An 18,950-nucleotide genomic window follows, 5' to 3' on the forward strand; every position below is an offset into this window, starting at 1 on the left:
TGGGGAAGCCCGATTTACGGGCCTTACTTTCCCTTCCCTTCCCTTACTTTCGCGCCTTCGCGAGAACCTCTACCAGCGCCACTTCCACCCACCGCGCGTGTGCCGCGCCGCAACCACCACCAGCACGATCGTGGCGACCGCGATCACCGCAAAATACGGCACCGGATGCCGTGGCATCAACGCGAAGTTCAGCCCCACCAAGACGGCGATATACCCGCCGAGCAAAGCCCAGCCCTGCCACGCAACCGGCAAACCAGCGCCGTAACCGACGCGTTTCTGTTCGAACCAGATGCCGTCTTCACTGCTCATCGTCGGTCTCCTTGTCCTTGGGCGGCCGTCCGCGCTTGGGGGTCGCGCTTTGCGCCACCTTCACGCCCCGCTTCGCCAGCGCCTCGCGCAGCAGGCATTCGAGCTGCGCATTGACGCTGCGCAGATCGGCCGCCGCCGCGCGCTCGACCGCCGCGTACAGAGCGGGATCGAGGCGCAGCGGAAAGGCCTTTTTCGCGGGCGCGCTCAAGGCAGCGGCCTATTGATACAGCGTACCCGCATTCACCACCGGCTGCGCATCGCGGTCGCCGCACAGCACGACCATCAGGTTCGAGACCATCGCCGCGCGGCGTTCGTCGTCCAGTTCGACCACGTTCTTCTCGCTGAGCAGGGTCAGCGCCATCTCGACCATTCCGACCGCGCCCTCGACCAGGGTCTGGCGCGCCGCGACCACCGCCTGCGCCTGTTGCCGCCGCAGCATCGCGCCGGCGATCTCCTGCGCATAAGCGAGATGGGTAAAGCCGCATTCGTCGACCGTCAGCCCCGCAGTCACCAATCGCGCGATCAATTCCTGGCGCAGTTCCACCCCGACCTGATCGTGGTTGCCGCGCAGCGTGACCTCCTGATGCTCGTAATCGTCATAGGGGTAGCGCGCACCGATCGTGCGCACCGCCGCCTCGATCTGCACGATCACGAACGCCTTGTAGTCGTCGATGTCGAACAGCGCCTGCGCGGTGTCGGTCACACGCCACACGACCTGCGCGGCGATCTCGATCGGATTGCCGCGCAGGTCGTTCACCTTCAGGCGTTCCGAGATCATGTTGTTGGCGCGCAGCGATACCTTCTTGCGCCCGAGCCAGGGCAACAGCCAGCGCAGGCCGGTGTTGCGATCGGTACCCTGATAGGCACCGAACAGCGTGATCGCGGTCGCCTGATTGGGTTGCTGCATGTAGAAACCGCAGGAGACGAACAGGAAGACGAGTGCGCAGACGACGATGATGGTGCCGCCGAGCGCCGGGTTCGCATCGATCAGCGCGCCGCTGCCAAGGCCGCCCAAGACGGCTGCGACCAGCACCGCCAGCATGAGATAGCCGCTCGACGTATGTGCCGGTCGCTCAGCCGAACGGGTGATCGCACGGTCCCCGGATAATCTGTCGGTCATCGATTCCCTCCCAATAATATGATATCATCTTTATATTGAGATTCGATGCGGCGCAAGGGGGTTGGATTGTTCGCTCCAACCTACCTTCCGTCATCCTGACGAAGGTCAGGATCCATCTCTCTACAAGGAAGGACTGAGGCTGTTGCGCGATGGATGCTGAAACGGGTTCAGCATGACGGCAGTGGGAGTGGCGGGTCGATGGACAACAAAAAGGGCGGTGCGCACATCGTGCACACCGCCCTCTCATGTCGCGAATAGCGATCGATCAGTTGACGACGATCGTCACCGCGCGACGGTTCTGCGCCCAGCTGGCTTCGTCGGAACCCAGCGCGATCGGGCGCTCCTTGCCGTAGCTGATCGTCGAGATGCGCGCCGGGTTCACGCCGCGAGCCGCGAGATAGTTCTTGGTCGCGTTGGCGCGGCGATCGCCGAGCGCGAGATTGTATTCGCGCGTGCCGCGCTCGTCGGCATGGCCCTCCAGCGTGACGGCCACGTTGGGATAACGCGCGAGCCATTGCGACTGGCTGTCGAGGATCTCACGCGCGCGCGGATCGATATCGTACTGGTCGAGCCCGAAATTGATCGTGTTGCTGGTGACCGAGCGTTCGAAATCGGCGCGCGAGCCGGGGCGCACGGTATCCGCGCCGGTGGCGGGCACCTGGGTGGTCTCGCCCGGTGCCGGGGGCAGCACGGCGGGCCGCTTCTTGGTGCAGGCCGCGGTGGCGAGCAATGCTGTCGCCAGCAAGAGCGTGGTGGTCAGTTTTGCCATGGTGGCATCTCCTTCGCGTTGTGCGCTTGGGTGGTGCCGCAATGTCCGACCGACATTGCGACGGGGTAAAACATTCAGGGGCGTAACGGTCCCCAGCCCGGATCGGACCCATCGAGCGGCGTCGGAATCTTGCGCTCGTTGACGCCGGTCAGGTCGACCGACCACAGATCGGCCTTGCCGCCGCCGCCCTGCCCCTGGCGATAAAAGCTCAGGACGCGGCCGTTGGGCGACCAGCTCGGGCCTTCATCCTGCCAGTCGTTGGTGAGCAGTTTCTCGCCGCCGCCGCTCGGGCTCATGATGCCGATGCGGAAATTCCCGGACAGCTTGGTAAAGGCGATCAGGTCGCCGCGCGGGCTCCACACCGGGGTGGCATAGCGCCCGCCGCCGAACGAGATGCGCTGCTGATCGGTGCCATCGGCGTTCATCGTATACAGCTGCTGCCCGCCGGAGCGGTCGCTTTCGAACACGATGCGGCGGCCGTCGGGCGAATAGCTGCCGCCGGTATCGATGCCGGGCGATTCGGTCAGGCGCTGCGGCGATCCACCCGACATGGGGACGCGGTACAGATCGGTATTGCCGGCCACCGCCATCGAGAAGAGCACCCATTTGCCGTCCGGCGAGACGCGCGGCGCGAAGGTCAGGCTGGGATTGTTGACCAGCAGACGCTGCGCGCCCGAGCCGATATCGTAGACGTAGATCGCCGGGCGTTCGTTGAGATAGCTCATATAGACGATCGACTGCTGGTTCGGGGCGAAGCGCGGCGTCAGCACGATCGACTGGCCGTTGGTCAGGAAACGGTGATTGGCACCGTCCTGGTCCATGATCGCGAGCCGCTTGATGCGCTTGCCCTTGGGGCCGGTCTCCGAGACATAGACCATGCGGCTGTCGAAATACGGGCCTTCGCCGGTCAGCTTGGCATAGACCATGTCGGCGCATTTATGGCCCGCCCGACGCCAATCGGACGGCTGCACGACGAAGCCCTGCCGCGCGAGTTCGGCGCGCGAGAAGACGTCGTAGAGATAGCAGCCGACGGTCAGCGTGCCGTCGCTATTGCCGCGCACGAAGCCCTGTACCAGCGCCGAGACATGCGCGCCGGCCCAGTAATCGAAGACGGGCGCGGTGACTTCGCCGAACTCGACGGGCTTCATCGCCTGCGCGCCGGCGGGGTTGAACAGGCCGGAATTCCTGAGATCGGTGGTGACGATCTGCGCGAGCTGCCGGCCGAGTTCATCGGTGCGACCCGCCGCCGTATCGGTCACCGCCGCCGCCGGCATCGGCGGGATGGCGATGCCGAGCGGCGCGGAGATGCCGCCGACGACGTCGACGACCAGTTCGCCGGACTGGTCCGCGCCGGCCGGCGGCGTCTGCCCCTGCGGGGCGGGTACGGGAGCCGGCGGGGTCTGGGCTTGGGCTTGGGCCGTGCCTGCCAGGCAGAGCGCGAAGGCCAGCGCCGAGAAGCGGAATTGGTGCATCATGGTCATCCTCAATCGGGCAGCTTGTAGCGCAGGCTGAAGGTTTTCCAGCCCCGGGGCACATCGTACAATTCCGGCGGCAGTCCGCGCAGGGGCGCGCAGCCCATGAAGGTGGCGATGGCGTTGCGATCGACCGCGTCGACATAGCGGCCATTCTCGGCATCCACGCCACCATGCGCGTCGGCGACGGTCGGGCGGCCGTTGAGCGATCCGTCGCGGTTGAGCTGCAGCCGGATCGTGACAATGATCCGCGACGCGCCCGGCCCCGGATTGACCTGGCGATCGGCGCAGGGCTGCACCTGCCGCTTGATCGCGGAGGCGATATCGGCGGCGGCGGCGGTATCCATCGTCGCGCCCGGCGCGGCGGGCGACGGGGCCTTCGCCTTGGTCGGTGTCGCGGACAGGCCCTTGAGCGTATCCTGGTCGAGCACGAAACCGCCCGCGCGTGGCTTCTTCGCCGCGGCGTTGGTGCCGGTGCCCTTGGCGGTGGCCGCCTGCTTGGTCGGCGCGGTGCTGGCCTTGACCGGCACGGTCTTGGGCTTGGGCGGCGTCTCGGGCTTGCTGACCGGCGGTTTCTTGGGCGGCGGCGGGGCCTTGGGCGCGGGCTTGGGGGCCGGCGCGGGTGCAGGCGCGGGCGGCTTGACCAACGCTGGCTTCGGCTCCGGCTCGGGTTCGGGCGCGGCCTCCGGCGGCGCGGCGTCCTCCGGCGGCGCGGGTTCGGGCGCACGCGACTGGGTCGGCGGTTCGACCGCCGCCGGCGCGGTGGCTTCGAGCGCGACCTTGTCGACCAGGGAAATGTCGATCGCCTTGGTGGGCGGCGGAACCGGCGCCGGTTCCGACAGGAAACCGACCGTCAGCAGCGCGAAGATCGCCACATGCCCGACGACCGCGACGGCCAGGCCGATCTTTTCCGTCCGTTCCATCAGGTGTCGCGCCCGATCACTTGGGCCCGTCTCCCACCGTCACCAGCGCCACGCGGTTGAGCCCGGCGGCGTTGAGATCGCCCATCACGCGCATCACCCGACCGTAGTCGAGCTTCTTGTCGGCACGCAGGAAGATCTGCGGCGGCTGGCCGTTCTGCGCCTTCCTGGCGATCTGCGCGAACAGGTCGGGCAGGATCGCTTCGGTCACCTCGTCCTGATCGACGAAGATCTTGCCGGTCTCGTCGAGCGAGACCTGCACCGGCTTCTGATCCTGGTCGAGCGGCTTGGCGCGGCTGTCGGGCAGGTTAACCGGCACGCCCGCCGTCAGCAGCGGCGCGGTGACCATGAAGATGATCAGCAGCACCAGCATCACGTCGACCATCGGCGTCACGTTGATGTCGGCCATCGGCGCACGCCGCCCGCGGCCGCGCTGGGAGGGAAGGTTTATCGACATTATGCCGCGCTCACCGTCTGTGCTCGGATTCGAGCTGCCGGCTAAGCGTCGCGTGGAAGCCATCGGCGAAGCGGTTCAGCCCGGCCTCGATGCGGTTGATGCCGTGGCTGAAGCGATTGTACGCGATCACCGCCGGGATGGCGGCGAACAGACCGATCGCGGTGGCGAACAGGGCCTCGGCGATGCCCGGTGCCACGACCGCGAGCGAGGTGTTCTGTGCGGAGGCGATGCGCGTGAAGCTGTCCATGATGCCGATCACCGTACCGAACAGCCCGACGAACGGCGCGACCGAACCGACCGTCGCCAGCACGTTCAAGCGATCCGACATCTTGTCGATCTCGCCCGCGACCGAAGCGCCCATCGCGGTGGCCAACCGCTCGCGCGTGCCGTCGCGATCGACCGTGCCGCCGACCGTCGAGCGCCGCCATTCGGACACACCGGCGGCGAACACCTTGGCGACCGGCAGATCACTGTCGCTTTCCTTGCGGTAGAAGGCGTCGATATCGTCCGCCTTCCAGAAATCGCGCTCGAACACCGCGGCCTTGCGCCGGGTGGAGCCGATCTTCATCGCGAAGCTGACGATGATCGCCCAGGTCCAGATGCTGGCGAGCAGCAACCCGACCATCACGATCTTCACCAGGATGTTGGCGTGCAGGAACAGGCCGATCATCGACATGCTGGCAGGGTCTGTGTTCACGATTGCGTCCATCATTCTTCCGTTGTCTGTCCGGTAATATCGCCGGGGGCCATCAGCCGTTCGAACGCCGCGATCCATTCGCGCGGTTGCCGCCGCGGCCGGCCCGACGGCGCGACCAGAGCGGCCGTCACCTCGCCTTCGCTCAGTATCTCGTCACCCAGCATGACCCTCTGATGAATATCGACCGACGCGGCACGAATCTTCGTCAGGCGGCTGATAACGACCAGCGCATCGTCGAGTTTCGCCGGGCGTCGGTACCGGATCGCGAGCGCGGAGACCGCATAGGCCCCCTCGCCCGCATCGTGGAACGCACGCTGGTCGATCCCGGCCAGACGCAGGAAATCGGAGCGGCCGCGTTCCATGTAGCGCAGATAATTGGCGTGATAGACCACGCCCGACAGATCGGTGTCCTCGAAATAGACCCGCACCGGAAAACGGTGTTCCGATCCCACGAAGCGGCCTTCGGCGGGCTGATCCTGTGACGATGACGGCATCCCATAAGCCTTAGCGGACCCATGCCGGAGAAGGAACCCCGTTCGCCCCACCTGCGAAGACCTCTTGCAAGCATGTAACCTTGGGGTTACTAGTAACCTATAAGTTACATCAAAATGGGTGATTTACCATGACCGAGATCGAACAAGCCGAGCGCTCCGGACGCATCCGCGCTCGCGTCGTCATCGCGTCGGCGGCAATCTTCCTCGCGACCTTCGCCTTCAGCCAGGATGGCGGGCGCTCGGTCGATATCGTGCGGATGCTCGCCTGGGCCATCTGGAGCGCGACGTTGCTGCTGATCCTAGCCGGTGGCGGCGCCTGGGCGCGGCCGATGGGCGTGCGGCGGCTGATGAACGACGAGGTGACGCGCGCCAATCGCCAGAGCAGCCTCGCCGTCGGATTCTGGGTGGCGATGGGTACCGCGGCCGTCCTATTCGTCGCCGATCGCTACGAGCCGTTCCCGGCGCAGGAGGCGGCACGGATGATCCTCACCTTCGGCATAGCGGCGGCTTTGCTCCGCTTCGGCCTGCTCGAACGGCGCGCATATTCGGCATGAGCGAGCGCCTGGCCAACAGCCTGAAGGACGAACGCGCGCGGCTGAACCTGACCCAGGCGGATCTGGCCACCCTGGTCGGGGTCAGCCGCAAGACGATCAATACGGTGGAGAACGAGGTGTTCGTGCCCTCCGCCCTGCTCGCGCTGAAACTGGCAGCGGCGCTGGGCAAGCCGGTGGAGGCGGTTTTCCGGGTGGAGTATGGTTGACGGCGCATAAGCCGAATCGCGGCGGCGTCCGTGGACATCGCAGATCAAGTCTTGGTCGCAAGCACCGTGATCGCCGGATATATAGAGCGCGCCTTAGCCGCGAATTTCGCATCGCAGGTCGCGAGGTCGCAATCGAGATCCATGGCCAACGCCAGATAAAAACAGTCCGCAATCGGATGGCCAAGCGCGATCGCCAAGCGTCCTGCACGTTCCATATCCGCAGGCGTCATCGGATGCAGCGACAGCAATCCATCGCGTACGGCCTTTGCCCATGCAGAGAGCGCATGCTCCGCCGCCTCGGCGGGCATCTCCCCCATGTTCGCACGACGCACGATGGCACTGCCGACTTCGCTCAACACAAGATCGGGAGCGACGAGGTCGTCGGGATAGCTATCGACGAAATCCAGCGCCGCCGCACTGCCCTCTTCCCAACTGATCGTCCTGACGATCAGACTCGCATCGACGACGATCATTACTCGTCGCGGATGTCACGAATCAATTGTGTACTATCGGAAAGATAGCCGTGCTTTGCCACCATCTCGTCATGAAACGTGCGGAGATCGCCGACAATCTCGGATCGGCTGCGCAATCTTTCACCGAGCACCTGCCGCGCCTCGGCCTCGATCGACCGATTGTTCGCCTTGGCGCGCATACGCAGGCGCTCGTAGATTTGATCGTCGAGTTGCCGGATGGTGAGCGTCGCCATATGCCGGATATGCTACGCTGCCAGCAAAATGCAAGCATCACGCCGCACGCTTCTCCAGCGCGTGCGCGGCCTCGGCCATCAATGTGGCGATGATCTCGGCGATCGGCTCTTCCTTGGTGACCATGCCGACCGACTGGCCGGCCATCAGCGATCCGCTCTCGACGTCGCCGTCGATCACCGCGCGGCGGAGCGCGCCGGCCCAATAATGTTCGATCTGCAATTGCGCCTCGCCCATCGCCACGGCACCTTCGTCCAGCGCCTGTGCGACCTCGCGCTGCTTGGCGGTGAAGAGTTCGCTCGACGCGTTCTTCAATGCGCGCACGGGGATGACCGGTAGGCGCGGATCGATCTGCACGCTGGCGATCGCATCGCGGGCCGAGGCGCGGATGAACGCCTTCTTGAAATTGGCGTGCGCGATGCTTTCGGTCGCGCAGACGAAACGCGTGCCGAGTTGCACGCCCGCCGCGCCCATATCGAGGTAACCGGCGATCGCCTCGCCCCGACCGATCCCGCCGGCGACGAACACCGGCACCTGATCGGCGACTTCGGGCAGGATCTCCTGCGCCAGCACCGAGGTCGAGACCGGACCGATATGCCCGCCCGCCTCCATGCCCTCGACCACCAGCGCGTCGACGCCGGAACGGATCAGTTTCTTGGCGAGGCTGAGTGCGGGGGCGAAGCAGATCACCTTGGCCCCGGTTTCCTTGATCGCCTCGAGCGAGCCCTTGGGCGGCAGGCCGCCGGCGAGCACGACATGCGTCACCCGGTGCTTCGCACACACCGCGATCAGATCAAACAATTGCGGATGCATGGTGATGAGATTGACGCCGAACGGCTTGCTCGTCAGCGTCCTGGTCGCGGCGATCTCGGCATCGAGCAGTTCGGGCGTCATCGCCCCGCACGCGATCAGGCCGAAGCCGCCGGCATTGGACATCGCCGAGACGAGGTGGCGCTCGCTGACCCAAGACATCGCGCCGCACAGAATCGCGACCTCGCTGCCGAGAAATTCGATGCCGCGCGCCATGCGCCGGGCCAGACGCTCGGCGCCGATGGAGGATGTTTCGTTCATGCGCTGCGCCTTAGAAGTTTGATGACGTGAGGTTGAACCGCAGCCTCGGTCGTTCCCGCGAAGGCGGGAACCGATAGCAGCTGCTCTTATGAGATTCACTCAGTTCAGCCAGCATGGATTCCCGCCTTCGCGGGAATGACGATGTAAGGAAAGTCAGGATGCAAGCAAAGTCATCCTGTTATACTGCAATTCCGAGGCGGATGGAAAGGCTCAGGCCGCGTCCTCGGCATCCAGTCCGTAGGCCGTGTGCAGCACGCGGACCGCCAGTTCGGTCTCGTCCTCGTGGATCAGCACCGAGACCTTGATCTCGGAGGTGGTGATGACCTGGATGTTGATGCCGCGCGCGCCGAGCGTCTCGAACATCGTCGCGGCGACGCCGGCATGGCTGCGCATGCCCACGCCGACCACCGAAATCTTGGCGACGCGCGTATCGTGGAACAGCTCGGCATGGCCGATCTTGTCCTGCGCCTTGCCCAGCACTTCCAGACTGCGCGCCAGATCGGCGGCGGGCACCGTGAAGGTCACGTCGGTCGATCCGGTCGAATGCGCGACGTTCTGCACGATCATGTCGACGTTGATGCTGGCATCGGCCAGCGGCGTGAAGATCGCGCCGACCGCGCCGGGCTTGTCCGGCACGCTGGTCAGCGTGATCTTCGCTTCGTTCTTGTCGTGCGCGATGCCGGTGATCAGCTGCCGTTCCACGTCTGTAATCTCCTCTTCCCCCACGATCATCGTGCCGGGCAATGTATCCGCCATCGGGGCGTCGGCGTCGGTGAACGACGACAGCACCTGGACGCGGACCTGTTCCTTCATCGCGAGGCCCACCGAGCGCGTCTGGAGCACCTTGGCCCCCACGCTCGCCAGTTCCAGCATTTCCTCGTACGTCACGCGCTTCAGTTTCCGGGCACGCGGCACGATGCGCGGATCGGTGGTGTAGACGCCGTCCACGTCGGTGTAGATATCGCAGCGGTCGGCCTTCATCGCCGCCGCCATCGCCACCGCGGACGTATCGGAACCGCCGCGCCCCAACGTCGTCACGCGCTCGCCCGCCGCCACGCCCTGGAAGCCCGGGATCACCGCTACCTCGCCGCGTTCCAGCGAAGCGACCAGCCCGGTCGTATCGATATCCGCGATCCGCGCCGAGGCATGGCCATCCGACGTGCGGATCGGCAATTGCCAGCCCATCCAGCTGCGCGCCGTCACGCCGACCGCCTGGAGCGCGATCGCCAGCAGGCCGCTGGTGATCTGCTCGCCGGCCGAGACGACGACGTCATATTCGCGCGGATCGTAGAGCGAGGACGCCTCGCGGCAGAAATTGACCAGCCGATCGGTCTCGCCGGCCATCGCCGATACGACCACCGCGACCTGGTTGCCGGCCTCGACCTCGCGCTTCACGCGCAGCGCCACGCTGCGGATGCGCTCGATACCGGCCATCGATGTGCCGCCGAATTTCATCACGATACGGGACATGGTTTGTGGTTATGTCCTTTTGGCTTGGAGGGCGTGCTGATAGAAACGCCGCATGACGATGGCAAGCGCACCCGTAACGATACCCGAAACGACGATCGATGCCGCCGAGGCGGCGCATTTCGGCAAGATGGCCGCCGACTGGTGGGATCCGAAGGGATCGTCGGCGATGCTGCACAGGCTGAACCCGGTACGGCTAGGCTATCTGCGCGAGCGGATCGACGCGCATTGGCGTGGCGACGATACCGGCTTCACCCCGCTGACGGGCAAGCGCGCGCTGGATGTCGGGTGCGGCGCGGGGCTGCTGTGCGAGCCGCTGGCGCGGATGGGCGCGGCAGTGACCGGACTGGACGCGGCACCGGAAAACATCGCGGCGGCGCGGGCGCATTGCATCCGATCGGGGCTGACGATCGATTATCGCGTCGGAAGCGTCGAGGGCCTGGGTGCCGAGCGGTTCGATCTCGTCACGTCGCTCGAGGTGATCGAGCATGTCAGCGATCCGGGTGCGTTCGTCCGCGGGCTGGCGAGCGCGCTGGCCGAAGACGGCCTGCTGGTGATCTCCACCCCGAACCGCACCGCGCTGTCGCGGCTCGCGATGATCGGCATCGGCGAGACGCTGGGCGGCATTCCGCGCGGCACGCACGACTGGGACAAGTTCCTGACGCCGGACGAACTGACCCCATTGGTCGAGGCCGCCGGATTGCGGGTGATCGACACGCGTGGCCTGGGATTCTCGCTGGCGAAGGGCTTCGTGCTGAGCGACGATACCAAGCTGGATTATTTCCTGACCGCGGTGCGCACGTAGTTCGTCCCCGCTGCGGGGAGCAACCTCATGCCATCACGTTGCGTCCGCGGGGTACCGTCGCCGTATGGCCGATCGTCGCGCCCGCCGACTTCGTCTTCACGCTCCCCGACATCAGCCAGTCGTTCGTCACCCGCTCCGGCGTGATCGTCAGCGCCATATAGCCGCGCTGCGACACGTCGCACCATTTCAGTTCCGGATTGGCGCGCACCAGGCTGGCCGCGACCCGCTTCGGATCGGCGGCCAGCGCGCCTTCATATCCCGAGGAGGTCACCGCGTGACCGGCGAATTCGACACCCGCCGCACGGCCGTCCTGCGCCAGATCATAGGCCCAGGCATTATGGCTGTCGCCCGAGATGACGACGAGGTTCGCCGCCGCGCCTTGCGCGCCTTTCAGGAACCGCGCGCGGGCGGCGGGGTAGCCGCCCCAGCTGTCGTAATTGTTCGGCAGGCCCGCTTTGGCCGCGGTCAGGCCGCCTAGCACATAGCTTTTGGTGCGCGCCGACGCGTCTGGCGCGATCCAGCCGAGCGCATCGGGCGGCGTCATCGTGTTGCCCATGATCGTGCCGAAGCCGACCACCTGCCATGTCCGCCCCGCCTTGACCGAGGCGCGCAGGGCATGGTCGAGCCAATATTCCTGCTGCGACCCCATCATCGTCGCGCCCGGATCCAGCCACGCGCCATCGCGGAACGTGGCCAGAGCGGCAGCGGGATCCTTGTCCTTGAGCAGGGCCGCGACGTCCGGCTGCCTGGTCCGCGCGAGCAGGCGCGTTTCGGTGCGGAACACGGTCGCCAGGCCGCCGATGTCATAGGCCTTCCACGGTTCGTCCGACACCGGCATCCATTCGCGATACGCCTGCATCGATGCCGCGCGGCGGGCATTCCAGTCGCCTTCGTCGGCGCTGTGATTCTCCGCGCCGCCTTCCCAGCTGTCGTTCGCCGATTCGTGATCGTCCCATTGCACGACCATCGGGAACCGCCGGTGCAGCGCCTGAAGATCGGGATCGGCGCGGTAGCTGCCATAGCGCAGGCGGTAATCGGCAAGGTGCAGCAATTCGTTGCGCGGCTCGGGAAGGCGCCCGGCCACACTGTCCTTGAGCGTGGGATAAACGTCCGGTTTGTATTCGTACAGATAGTCGCCGAGATGGATCGTCAGGTCGAGATCGTCGCGCGCGGCAGCATGGGCGTAGGCGTTGAAATAGCCAAAGGCGAGATTCGAGCAGGAGAAGATCGCGGCGCGAAACCGATCGACCTGCCCCTCGGGCAGAGTCTTCGTCCGCCCGACCGGCGAGCGCGTGCCGTCCGGCGCGATGAAGCGGTAACGATAGTCCGTACCAGGCCTGAGGCCGGCGACGGTGATCTTGGCGGTATGATCGCGCCACGGCCCGGTGATCTGCACGCCGCCGGCCGCGACCGCGCTGAAATCGTCATGCTCCGACAGCTCGACCTTCAGCTCCACCGCGCCGCCATCGGCGGGGACGTAGCGCGTCCATAACAGCATCGAATCGCTCGCCGGTTCGCCGCTCGCCACGGCATGCGTGAAGCCGCGCGCACCGGCGACGCTCAGCGCCTGCGTAAAGCCCGGCACCGCAAAGGCACCGAGGCCGAGCGTGCCGGTCATCAACAGGGAACGGCGATCGAAGGTAAACTGCATGCGCTTGGCCTATCGGTTAAGCTGCCCCGTTGCGCCGCTTATATGGCGTCCGCATGACAGGCGACGCGACGAAAGCGCTCGACTTGGCCCGGCACCGTGGAGAAAGGGGCGCATGGATCGCCGCCGCCCGACACCCCTCGCCTGCCTCGCGCTGCTGACGCTGGCGTTCGTCGCGCTCGCTCTGATCCGCCCGCTCGACCATGACGAGAGCCAATATGTCGCGGCGGCGGTGCTGACGGCGCACGGGCATCTGCCCTATCGCGACTTCGCCTATCTGCAGACGCCGCTGCAGCCGTTCCTGTTCGCGCCGTTCGCGTGGGTCTTCGGCGGGCTGGTCTGGCCCGGGTTGCGAATCGTCAACGCGCTGCTCGGAGTGGTCGCGGTGGCGGGCGTCTACCGCGCGGCGCGTGAGGGTGGTGCGCGGCAAACGGTAGCGCTGCTCGCCTGCGCGCTGTTCGCATGTTGCGACATCCTGCTGTTCAGCATCGGTACCGCACGCAACGATGCCCTGCCCGTCGCCTTGCTGGCCAGCGCGCTGCCGCTGGTGATCCGCGCCGCGAACGGGCATGGCACGATCCTGGGGGCGGTGCTCGCCGGACTGCTGCTCGCCAGCGCGGCGGCGACGAAGATCTCCTATGCGCTTCCAGCACTCGCCTATGGACTCTACGCCTTGTACGATCGCCGTCATCGCCCGTTGTGGCTGGTGGCGGGCGCGCTGCCGGCCATCGTGTTCGTGATCGCGATGATGCTGCGCGCGCCAGACGGATTCTTCTTCGGCGTGGTCGATTTCCCTTCGCGTGCGCCGGACGAATATTATCGCAGCATCGGCAAAGCGTGGAAGCTCAGCTGGTGGGCCAAGCTGCTCGACCTGCTGAAATTCCTCGCGCTCGGCCCGGCGCTGCTGTGCCTGGCACTGGCGAGTCGCTTCCGCTGGCGCGCCAAGGGTGGACGGGCGATCGACTGGATGATGTGGGCGGGATTGGTCGCCGCGTTGCTGCCCTGGCCAACCTGGCGGCAATATCTACTGCCGCTGCTGCCGCCCTTGTTCGTGCGTCTCGCGATCGGCTGGCAAGCGGTGTGGCCGGGGCGGCAGGCGCGGATGGCTCTGGTGGTCTTCGCCTGTGCCGGTCTCGCGCCCTCGATCGAAGCGGCGATCCGCGCGATGCCCGGCGTGCCGATGGTCGCGGCGATGCGGCAGGGCTCGGCGATTCGTGCGGCGATGGATGCGGCGAGCGTCATCGGTCCGGTCGCGACGCTGTCGCCGCAATTCCTGCCCGCCACCGGGCGCTTGCCCGATACGCGCTTCGCCACCGGGCCATTCTATTTTCGCAGCCATCGCCTGCTGAACGCCAATCAGGAACAGGCAAACGGGGTGATCGCACAGGGCACGATCGGCATCCATTTCCGCGATCCGCCCGCCGCGATCCTGACCGGCGGCGAGGGGGCATGGACCAGCGGCGACGCGGCACTCGACGGCGCGCTGGCCGACTGGGCGAGACGTAACGGCTGGCGGGAGGTGCCGGTGCCGGGCGGTCCATTCCGCCTTTATCTCAGGCCGCGTTGAGGCTCCGTCCGGCGCGCTTCCGCTCGATCAGGTCGGCATAATAGGCCATCAGATCCTCGGTATGTTCGCGATCGCTGCGCACCCGGCCAGCGGCGACATAGGCGGCGCGGCGCAGCATCGGCTGGTCGCGCGCAAACAGGCGACGGATCGCGGCGGCACAAGCGCCGGGATCGCGCGAGGCGTAGAGTTCGCAAGTCAGCGGATCGGCGATTTCCGCCACGCCGCCGGTATCGGGCGCGATCAGAGGCAAGCCTGCCGCCATCGCCTCCGATGCGACCAGCCCGAACGGCTCGGCCTCCGATCCGTGGATCAGCGCGTCGCAACTCGCCATGATCCGCGCGAGCCGTTCGCGATCATAGACCGGCTGGAACATGCGGATGTGCGGCGAGCCGGCGATGCGCCGGTCGATCTTCTTGCTGGCGACTCCGGTGCCGAGCAGGATCATGCCCACCGGCACATGCTGCCCCGCCTGCACGACCGCGTCGGTGACGAGATCCCAGCGCTTTTCGGGGTGATGCCGCCCGAGACCCAACAGCAAATGCCCGTGCGGCGGCAGGTCGCATTGCTTGAGCAGCGCCGTGCGCAGAGTCTCGCTGCGGTAATCGGGCGAGAAATGGCCGCGTTCGATGCCCAGCGGCATGGCCTTGTCGATATGCACGCCGCGCGCGCCCAGGCGTTTCTCCAGCGCGGGGCCGTTGGTGACGACGGCATCGTATTTGTCCAGGAAGCGGCTGAGGTAGCGGCTGTACCAGGCGAACGCGCGTTCGATCCGCTCCTGCGGGGCCAGCCCTTCGAACCAGCGCAGCGCATAGGCCGAGACGTTGTCGTTGTGCATGAAGAACACGCGCACCGGATCGTACCCGGGCTGAGGCTGCCATTTGCCGACGATCCAGGCCGGGCGCCACGGCGACGACGTCTCGACCAGATCGGGCTTGAGATCGTCGAGCAACCGCGTGATCGGCGTGGCATCCCAGAACAGGCCGTAATTCTTGTCGAACGGCAGGCGCGACGCCTTGACGTAGATGATCCGCCCGCCGCCGGGGCGTTCCTCGATCTTGTCCTCGCGCCCCGCCGCGATGACGATCAGTTCGTGCCCCAGATCGGACATGAGGCCCATCTTGCGATCGATATAGGTGCGCACCCCGCCGCCGGTCGGCGAATAGAATTCGTTGACGTCGACGATGCGCATCGGATCAATCCGCCTTGATGGGAGAAAAGCCGCCGAAGCCGCGTAGATATTGCGCGCGGATCGTGGTGGTGACGGTTCCGGCCGGCACATCGATCACCGCCTGGGCCAGTTTCGGCTTCGCGCGCCCGAGCCGCTGGTTGCTGGGGAAGCCCGCACCGTCGGACCAGAAGTTGAACTTGTTCCGGCCGTCGCGATTGTGCGTGAACAGCAATGCGTAGCGCCCCGGGCGCGGCACGCGGATACACATCGCGATATCGCCCGACGCCGGAATGTCGGCGGTGACGCGGTGGAAAACCTTGCCCTGACGGACCAGATCGTGATCGTCCTTTAGGAAATCCTCTTCGGTCGCGGGATAGAGTTCCAGCTTCAGGTCGCCGGTGCGATCCTTCAGCCCGACCACATTGACGCGGATCGCCGGGCCGCCGGTGGAACAGGCGGCCGCATCGCCGCCCAGCACGCGCGGCTGTGCCCAGGCGATCGTCGGGAAGCCGGCCGCAAGAATCGCGGCCACCACAACAGACTTCATCCCTTCTTCCTCGTCACCAGACCGTGCAGACCGAACATCGCGATCAGCACCACGTGGAACAGCAATTGCATGGCGGCGGTGAGCGCGACCAGTTCCGACAATTCCTGATCCTGCCCGATGATCAGGATCGCAAAGTTGGCGAAAAGCAGGTCTTTGTTGGGCACGAGCGGCAGGCGCGACACCAGCAGACGCGCCGCGGCCAGGAACAGCCACATGCCGACCGGCACGGTGGGCAGTGCGTAATGCCATGCGAACGCGATGAAGGTCGAGCCCGCGATCAGGCGCAGGCAGTGGATCGAGAAGATCCACCACAAGGTGCGCCGCGCGAGCGAGAAGACGCGCTTGGAGAAGATCAGGAACGGCAGCGACGTGCACATCACGATCACGATCGATCCGATTACTTCCTTCAGATATCCCGCCGCACTGAGCAATTGATAGCCGAGCGGAACGACGATCGCGAACAGCGCCAGCGTGATCGTGTTGCCGGCGATGGCGGAGAGGATGCTGACATCCTTCACGGCGCCGAACGGCGCGGCGACCATCCGCGCCTTGCTGCGTGCCCAGGCGTAGAAATAGGCCTCGCCCGAATATCCGAACACCACCTCGTTCGCGATGCGCTTCTTGATCAGCGCGATCATCCCGCCGACGAACGGGATGCCCCAGAGCCGCCGGAAGATGATCCAGTCGCCGGTCGGTGCCGAGAAATACAGCAAGGTGAAGGCGATGTAGAAGGCCGGGCTGGTCGGCACCGCGCGGTGCAGGCCAGCCAGGCCCGATCCAAGCAATTCGCGCCCCAGCCCGACGACCATCGCGATCGTCAGCAGCCCGCCGATGATCATCGGCCAACGGCTGCGCATCTGCTTGAGCGGTTCCAGCCCGGCGATATCGGGCGCGAGCGGAATCGGACCATCGATAATCGTGGCGTTCATCGAGCTTCCGGTTTTCGGGGTGTCCACCTGGCGAAAATTGTCCGCTGTTGCCGCGCAGTCCGTTGCGGCTAGTCGCGCGCCATAACCGCAGTGTTGCCATGCTGCAACAAATCTGCGGCCAAGCGATATATTGTACGGCAGGGCGAAGGTGCTTCCCTCCGCGGCCCATCGCGGCCTAGGGGCGGGCCGACCGCATGACCAGCCCCGCCCGCCCCCCGACCGCCGAGCACATCCTGACCTATGCCGAATCGTGGCGCGGCGGTGGCGTGGAGCGCGTGCAACTCCGACTCGCGCGCGGGTGGATCGCGGCAGGGCGGCGGGTGACGCTGGTGATCGGCGACGCCAGCGGGCCGCTGGCAGACGAAGTGCCCGCGGGCGTGGAGATCGTGGCGCTCGGATCGCGTGGGCTGGCGCGACTGGCGCTCAGGCTGCCGCACATCGTCGCGGCGCGGCGGCCCGATCTGATCTTCTGTCCGGGCAATCATTATACCGGCGTGGCGGGCTGGCTGCGCCTGAAACTGGGCCGGGCCTGTCCGCCGATCGCCGCGAAGGTATCGAACGCGCTGGCGCGGTCGGACCAGGTCGTTCCGGTGTCCCTGATCTACCGGCGCTGGCTGCGATGGCACCGGCATTTCCTCTCACAACTGGTCGCGATGACGCCGGGCATGGCGGACGAGGTCGCCCGCGCGATGGCGGTGCCGCGCGCGGCGGTCGCGGTGATCGCCAACCCGCCCGCAATGCCGATTCCCGGCGCCGCCGTGCCCGATCTTCCGGCGGGGCGCTTCCTGCTCGGCGTCGGGCGGCTGGTGGCGCAAAAACGCTGGGACCGGTTGATCGCCGCGTTGCCGTCGCTGGCGGACCCCGACGTGCGGCTGGTGATCCTGGGCGAGGGCAGCGCGCGGGCCGCGCTGACGGCGCAGATCGCCACGCTCGGTCTGGCAGAGCGCGTCACGTTGCCCGGCCACGCTCCGGATCCCCTGCCGGCGATCGCGCGCGCGGCGGCGGTGGTGCTGGTGTCGGATTTCGAAGGTGTGCCGGGCGTGCTGCGCGAGGCGCTGGCTTCGGGCACGCCGGTGGTGACGACCGAATCGAGCGTGGCGGTGCGCGAGATCGTGTCCGGGCCGGAACTAGGGACGATCGTGGCGGCGGACGATCCGACCGCGCTGGTGGCGGCGCTCGATCACTGGCTGACCCCGGGGCGCGTGCGGCCGGCAGCGGTGGCCCAGCCCGGGGAAGACGCGGCGGACGAGTATCTTGCGCTGTTCGATCGGCTCGTGAGGCTCGGAAGAAGTGGGGACCCGCACGAAGACACGAAAAGGCGAAGCGAGACCTAGCGATTTGCCTTCGGCGGATTTCGCGGCTCTGCGGTCACCCTTCGCGGCTTCGTGTCTTCGTGCGAGCCAACCTTTATAGCGGCTTCACACGATCGGGATGCGCCGCCGCGAAAGCGGGCATGTCCGCGCATGCCGCATCCGCCGCCGCGAGTTTCGGCCACGCCGAAACGTCCATCCCGAAGCGTCGCGCATTGTACATCTGCGGCACCAGACAGACGTCGGACAGATCCGGCGTCGCCCCGCCGAGGAATGGTCCGTCGCCCGTCGCCATCGCCTCCAGCGCATCGAGCCCAACATCGACCCAATGGCGATACCACTCGTCCTTTGCCGGCTGGTCGGCACCGAACTGCTGCTCCAGCCGCTTGAGCACGCGCAGATTGTCGATCGGATGGATATCGGCGACGATCACCAGCGCCCGGGCCAGCACCTGCGCGCGCGCCACCGGATCGCGCGGCACCATCGGCGGATCGGGCCAGGTCGCGTCGAGATAGTCGATGATCGCCAGGCTCTGCGTCAGCATCACGCCGTCCACGGCCAGCGTCGGCACCAGGCCCTGCGGGTTGCGCGCGCGATTCTCTGGTCCCGCCTGCTCCGCCGCGAGCAGGTTCACCGCGACGCTTTCATGCTCTACGCCCTTGAGGTTGAGCACGATCCGCACGCGATAGGCGGCAGACGAGCGCCAGTAGTCGTAGAGGCGGATCACGCCGGACGG

The 18,950-nt window shown here is 66.5% G+C and carries 23 protein-coding genes; 5 read left to right on the forward strand and 18 right to left on the reverse strand.

The window, feature by feature from the left end:
• Positions 1-69: 69 nt before the first annotated feature.
• The 9 genes from ASG11_RS00100 to ASG11_RS00140 form a co-directional block, all read right to left on the reverse strand.
• Positions 70-309 carry a hypothetical protein gene (locus tag ASG11_RS00100; RefSeq protein WP_055773806.1) on the reverse strand — a complete coding sequence of 80 codons (240 nt, stop codon included), beginning with the start codon at positions 307-309 and terminating at the stop codon, positions 70-72.
• Positions 299-517, reverse strand: a complete 219-nt coding sequence (locus tag ASG11_RS00105) for a hypothetical protein (RefSeq protein ID WP_055773808.1) — start codon at positions 515-517, stop codon at positions 299-301. The genes ASG11_RS00100 and ASG11_RS00105 overlap by 11 nt, the downstream gene beginning before the upstream one ends.
• 9 nt (positions 518-526) lie before the next feature.
• Positions 527-1,429, reverse strand: coding sequence for an SPFH domain-containing protein (locus ASG11_RS00110; protein ID WP_055773810.1), 903 nt, complete (start codon positions 1,427-1,429; stop codon positions 527-529).
• A 265-nt stretch (positions 1,430-1,694) separates the two neighbouring features.
• A complete protein-coding gene (gene pal, locus ASG11_RS00115) occupies positions 1,695-2,198 on the reverse strand; it encodes a peptidoglycan-associated lipoprotein Pal (RefSeq protein WP_055773812.1) in 504 nt (167 codons plus the stop codon).
• A 74-nt stretch (positions 2,199-2,272) separates the two neighbouring features.
• A complete protein-coding gene (tolB, locus tag ASG11_RS00120) occupies positions 2,273-3,673 on the reverse strand; it encodes a Tol-Pal system beta propeller repeat protein TolB (protein ID WP_236697329.1) in 1,401 nt (466 codons plus the stop codon).
• An 8-nt stretch (positions 3,674-3,681) separates the two neighbouring features.
• Positions 3,682-4,593, reverse strand: a complete 912-nt coding sequence (locus ASG11_RS00125) for a hypothetical protein (protein WP_055773816.1) — start codon at positions 4,591-4,593, stop codon at positions 3,682-3,684.
• A gap of 16 nt (positions 4,594-4,609) precedes the next feature.
• Complete coding sequence (tolR, locus tag ASG11_RS00130; RefSeq protein WP_055773818.1) at positions 4,610-5,047, reverse strand: protein TolR; 438 nt, start codon at positions 5,045-5,047, stop codon at positions 4,610-4,612.
• A 10-nt stretch (positions 5,048-5,057) separates the two neighbouring features.
• Complete coding sequence (tolQ, locus tag ASG11_RS00135) at positions 5,058-5,756, reverse strand: protein TolQ (RefSeq protein WP_443024421.1); 699 nt, start codon at positions 5,754-5,756, stop codon at positions 5,058-5,060.
• A complete protein-coding gene (locus ASG11_RS00140; protein ID WP_055773822.1) occupies positions 5,756-6,238 on the reverse strand; it encodes a YbgC/FadM family acyl-CoA thioesterase in 483 nt (160 codons plus the stop codon). The genes tolQ and ASG11_RS00140 overlap by 1 nt, the downstream gene beginning before the upstream one ends.
• A gap of 128 nt (positions 6,239-6,366) precedes the next feature.
• On the opposite strand from ASG11_RS00140, the gene ASG11_RS00145 reads away from it, so the two are divergent.
• Positions 6,367-6,792, forward strand: a complete 426-nt coding sequence (locus ASG11_RS00145; protein ID WP_055773824.1) for a hypothetical protein — start codon at positions 6,367-6,369, stop codon at positions 6,790-6,792.
• Positions 6,789-6,998, forward strand: a complete 210-nt coding sequence (locus ASG11_RS00150; RefSeq protein ID WP_055773826.1) for a helix-turn-helix transcriptional regulator — start codon at positions 6,789-6,791, stop codon at positions 6,996-6,998. The genes ASG11_RS00145 and ASG11_RS00150 overlap by 4 nt, the downstream gene beginning before the upstream one ends.
• A 44-nt stretch (positions 6,999-7,042) precedes the next feature.
• Here the strand turns inward: ASG11_RS00150 and ASG11_RS00155 are convergent, their stop codons facing one another.
• From ASG11_RS00155 to ASG11_RS00170, 4 genes are all read right to left on the reverse strand, one after another.
• Positions 7,043-7,471: a type II toxin-antitoxin system VapC family toxin gene (locus ASG11_RS00155; RefSeq protein WP_055773828.1), complete on the reverse strand. Its 429-nt coding sequence runs from the start codon at positions 7,469-7,471 to the stop codon at positions 7,043-7,045.
• Entirely contained in the window at positions 7,471-7,704 is a 234-nt protein-coding gene (locus ASG11_RS00160; RefSeq protein ID WP_055773830.1) for a FitA-like ribbon-helix-helix domain-containing protein, read from the reverse strand. The genes ASG11_RS00155 and ASG11_RS00160 overlap by 1 nt, the downstream gene beginning before the upstream one ends.
• 37 nt (positions 7,705-7,741) lie before the next feature.
• Positions 7,742-8,773: an NAD(P)H-dependent flavin oxidoreductase gene (locus tag ASG11_RS00165; RefSeq protein ID WP_055773832.1), complete on the reverse strand. Its 1,032-nt coding sequence runs from the start codon at positions 8,771-8,773 to the stop codon at positions 7,742-7,744.
• 210 nt (positions 8,774-8,983) lie between these two features.
• The gene (locus ASG11_RS00170) at positions 8,984-10,243 is read right to left on the reverse strand and encodes an aspartate kinase (protein ID WP_055773833.1); all 1,260 of its coding nucleotides are present in this window, start codon (positions 10,241-10,243) and stop codon (positions 8,984-8,986) included.
• Positions 10,244-10,301: 58 nt separating this feature from the next.
• Between ASG11_RS00170 and ubiG the strand changes: the two genes are divergently transcribed.
• Positions 10,302-11,045 carry a bifunctional 2-polyprenyl-6-hydroxyphenol methylase/3-demethylubiquinol 3-O-methyltransferase UbiG gene (ubiG, locus tag ASG11_RS00175; protein WP_055779911.1) on the forward strand — a complete coding sequence of 248 codons (744 nt, stop codon included), beginning with the start codon at positions 10,302-10,304 and terminating at the stop codon, positions 11,043-11,045.
• A 25-nt stretch (positions 11,046-11,070) separates the two neighbouring features.
• On the opposite strand, the gene ASG11_RS00180 is transcribed toward ubiG, so the two are convergent.
• Complete coding sequence (locus ASG11_RS00180) at positions 11,071-12,696, reverse strand: alkaline phosphatase D family protein (RefSeq protein WP_055773835.1); 1,626 nt, start codon at positions 12,694-12,696, stop codon at positions 11,071-11,073.
• A gap of 112 nt (positions 12,697-12,808) precedes the next feature.
• On the opposite strand from ASG11_RS00180, the gene ASG11_RS00185 reads away from it, so the two are divergent.
• Positions 12,809-14,260: a hypothetical protein gene (locus ASG11_RS00185; protein ID WP_055773837.1), complete on the forward strand. Its 1,452-nt coding sequence runs from the start codon at positions 12,809-12,811 to the stop codon at positions 14,258-14,260.
• On the opposite strand, the gene ASG11_RS00190 is transcribed toward ASG11_RS00185, so the two are convergent.
• Genes ASG11_RS00190 through ASG11_RS00200 form a run of 3 tightly spaced genes read right to left on the reverse strand, consistent with a single transcriptional unit; the run spans position 14,247 to position 16,904 of the window.
• Positions 14,247-15,449 carry a glycosyltransferase gene (locus tag ASG11_RS00190; protein ID WP_055773839.1) on the reverse strand — a complete coding sequence of 401 codons (1,203 nt, stop codon included), beginning with the start codon at positions 15,447-15,449 and terminating at the stop codon, positions 14,247-14,249. The genes ASG11_RS00185 and ASG11_RS00190 overlap by 14 nt on opposite strands.
• A 4-nt stretch (positions 15,450-15,453) precedes the next feature.
• Complete coding sequence (locus ASG11_RS00195) at positions 15,454-15,975, reverse strand: DUF2141 domain-containing protein (RefSeq protein ID WP_055773841.1); 522 nt, start codon at positions 15,973-15,975, stop codon at positions 15,454-15,456.
• Complete coding sequence (locus ASG11_RS00200) at positions 15,972-16,904, reverse strand: hypothetical protein (protein WP_055773842.1); 933 nt, start codon at positions 16,902-16,904, stop codon at positions 15,972-15,974. The genes ASG11_RS00195 and ASG11_RS00200 overlap by 4 nt, the downstream gene beginning before the upstream one ends.
• Before the next feature lie 194 nt (positions 16,905-17,098).
• Here ASG11_RS00200 and ASG11_RS00205 point away from each other — a divergent pair, with 194 nt between their 5' ends.
• Entirely contained in the window at positions 17,099-18,238 is a 1,140-nt protein-coding gene (locus ASG11_RS00205; protein ID WP_055773844.1) for a glycosyltransferase, read from the forward strand.
• 73 nt (positions 18,239-18,311) lie between these two features.
• Here the strand turns inward: ASG11_RS00205 and maiA are convergent, their stop codons facing one another.
• Positions 18,312-18,941, reverse strand: a complete 630-nt coding sequence (gene maiA / locus ASG11_RS00210) for a maleylacetoacetate isomerase (protein WP_055773846.1) — start codon at positions 18,939-18,941, stop codon at positions 18,312-18,314.
• Positions 18,942-18,950: the final 9 nt, after the last annotated feature.

The sequence above is a fragment of the Sphingomonas sp. Leaf357 genome (genome assembly GCF_001423845.1).
GTDB lineage: Bacteria > Pseudomonadota > Alphaproteobacteria > Sphingomonadales > Sphingomonadaceae > Sphingomonas.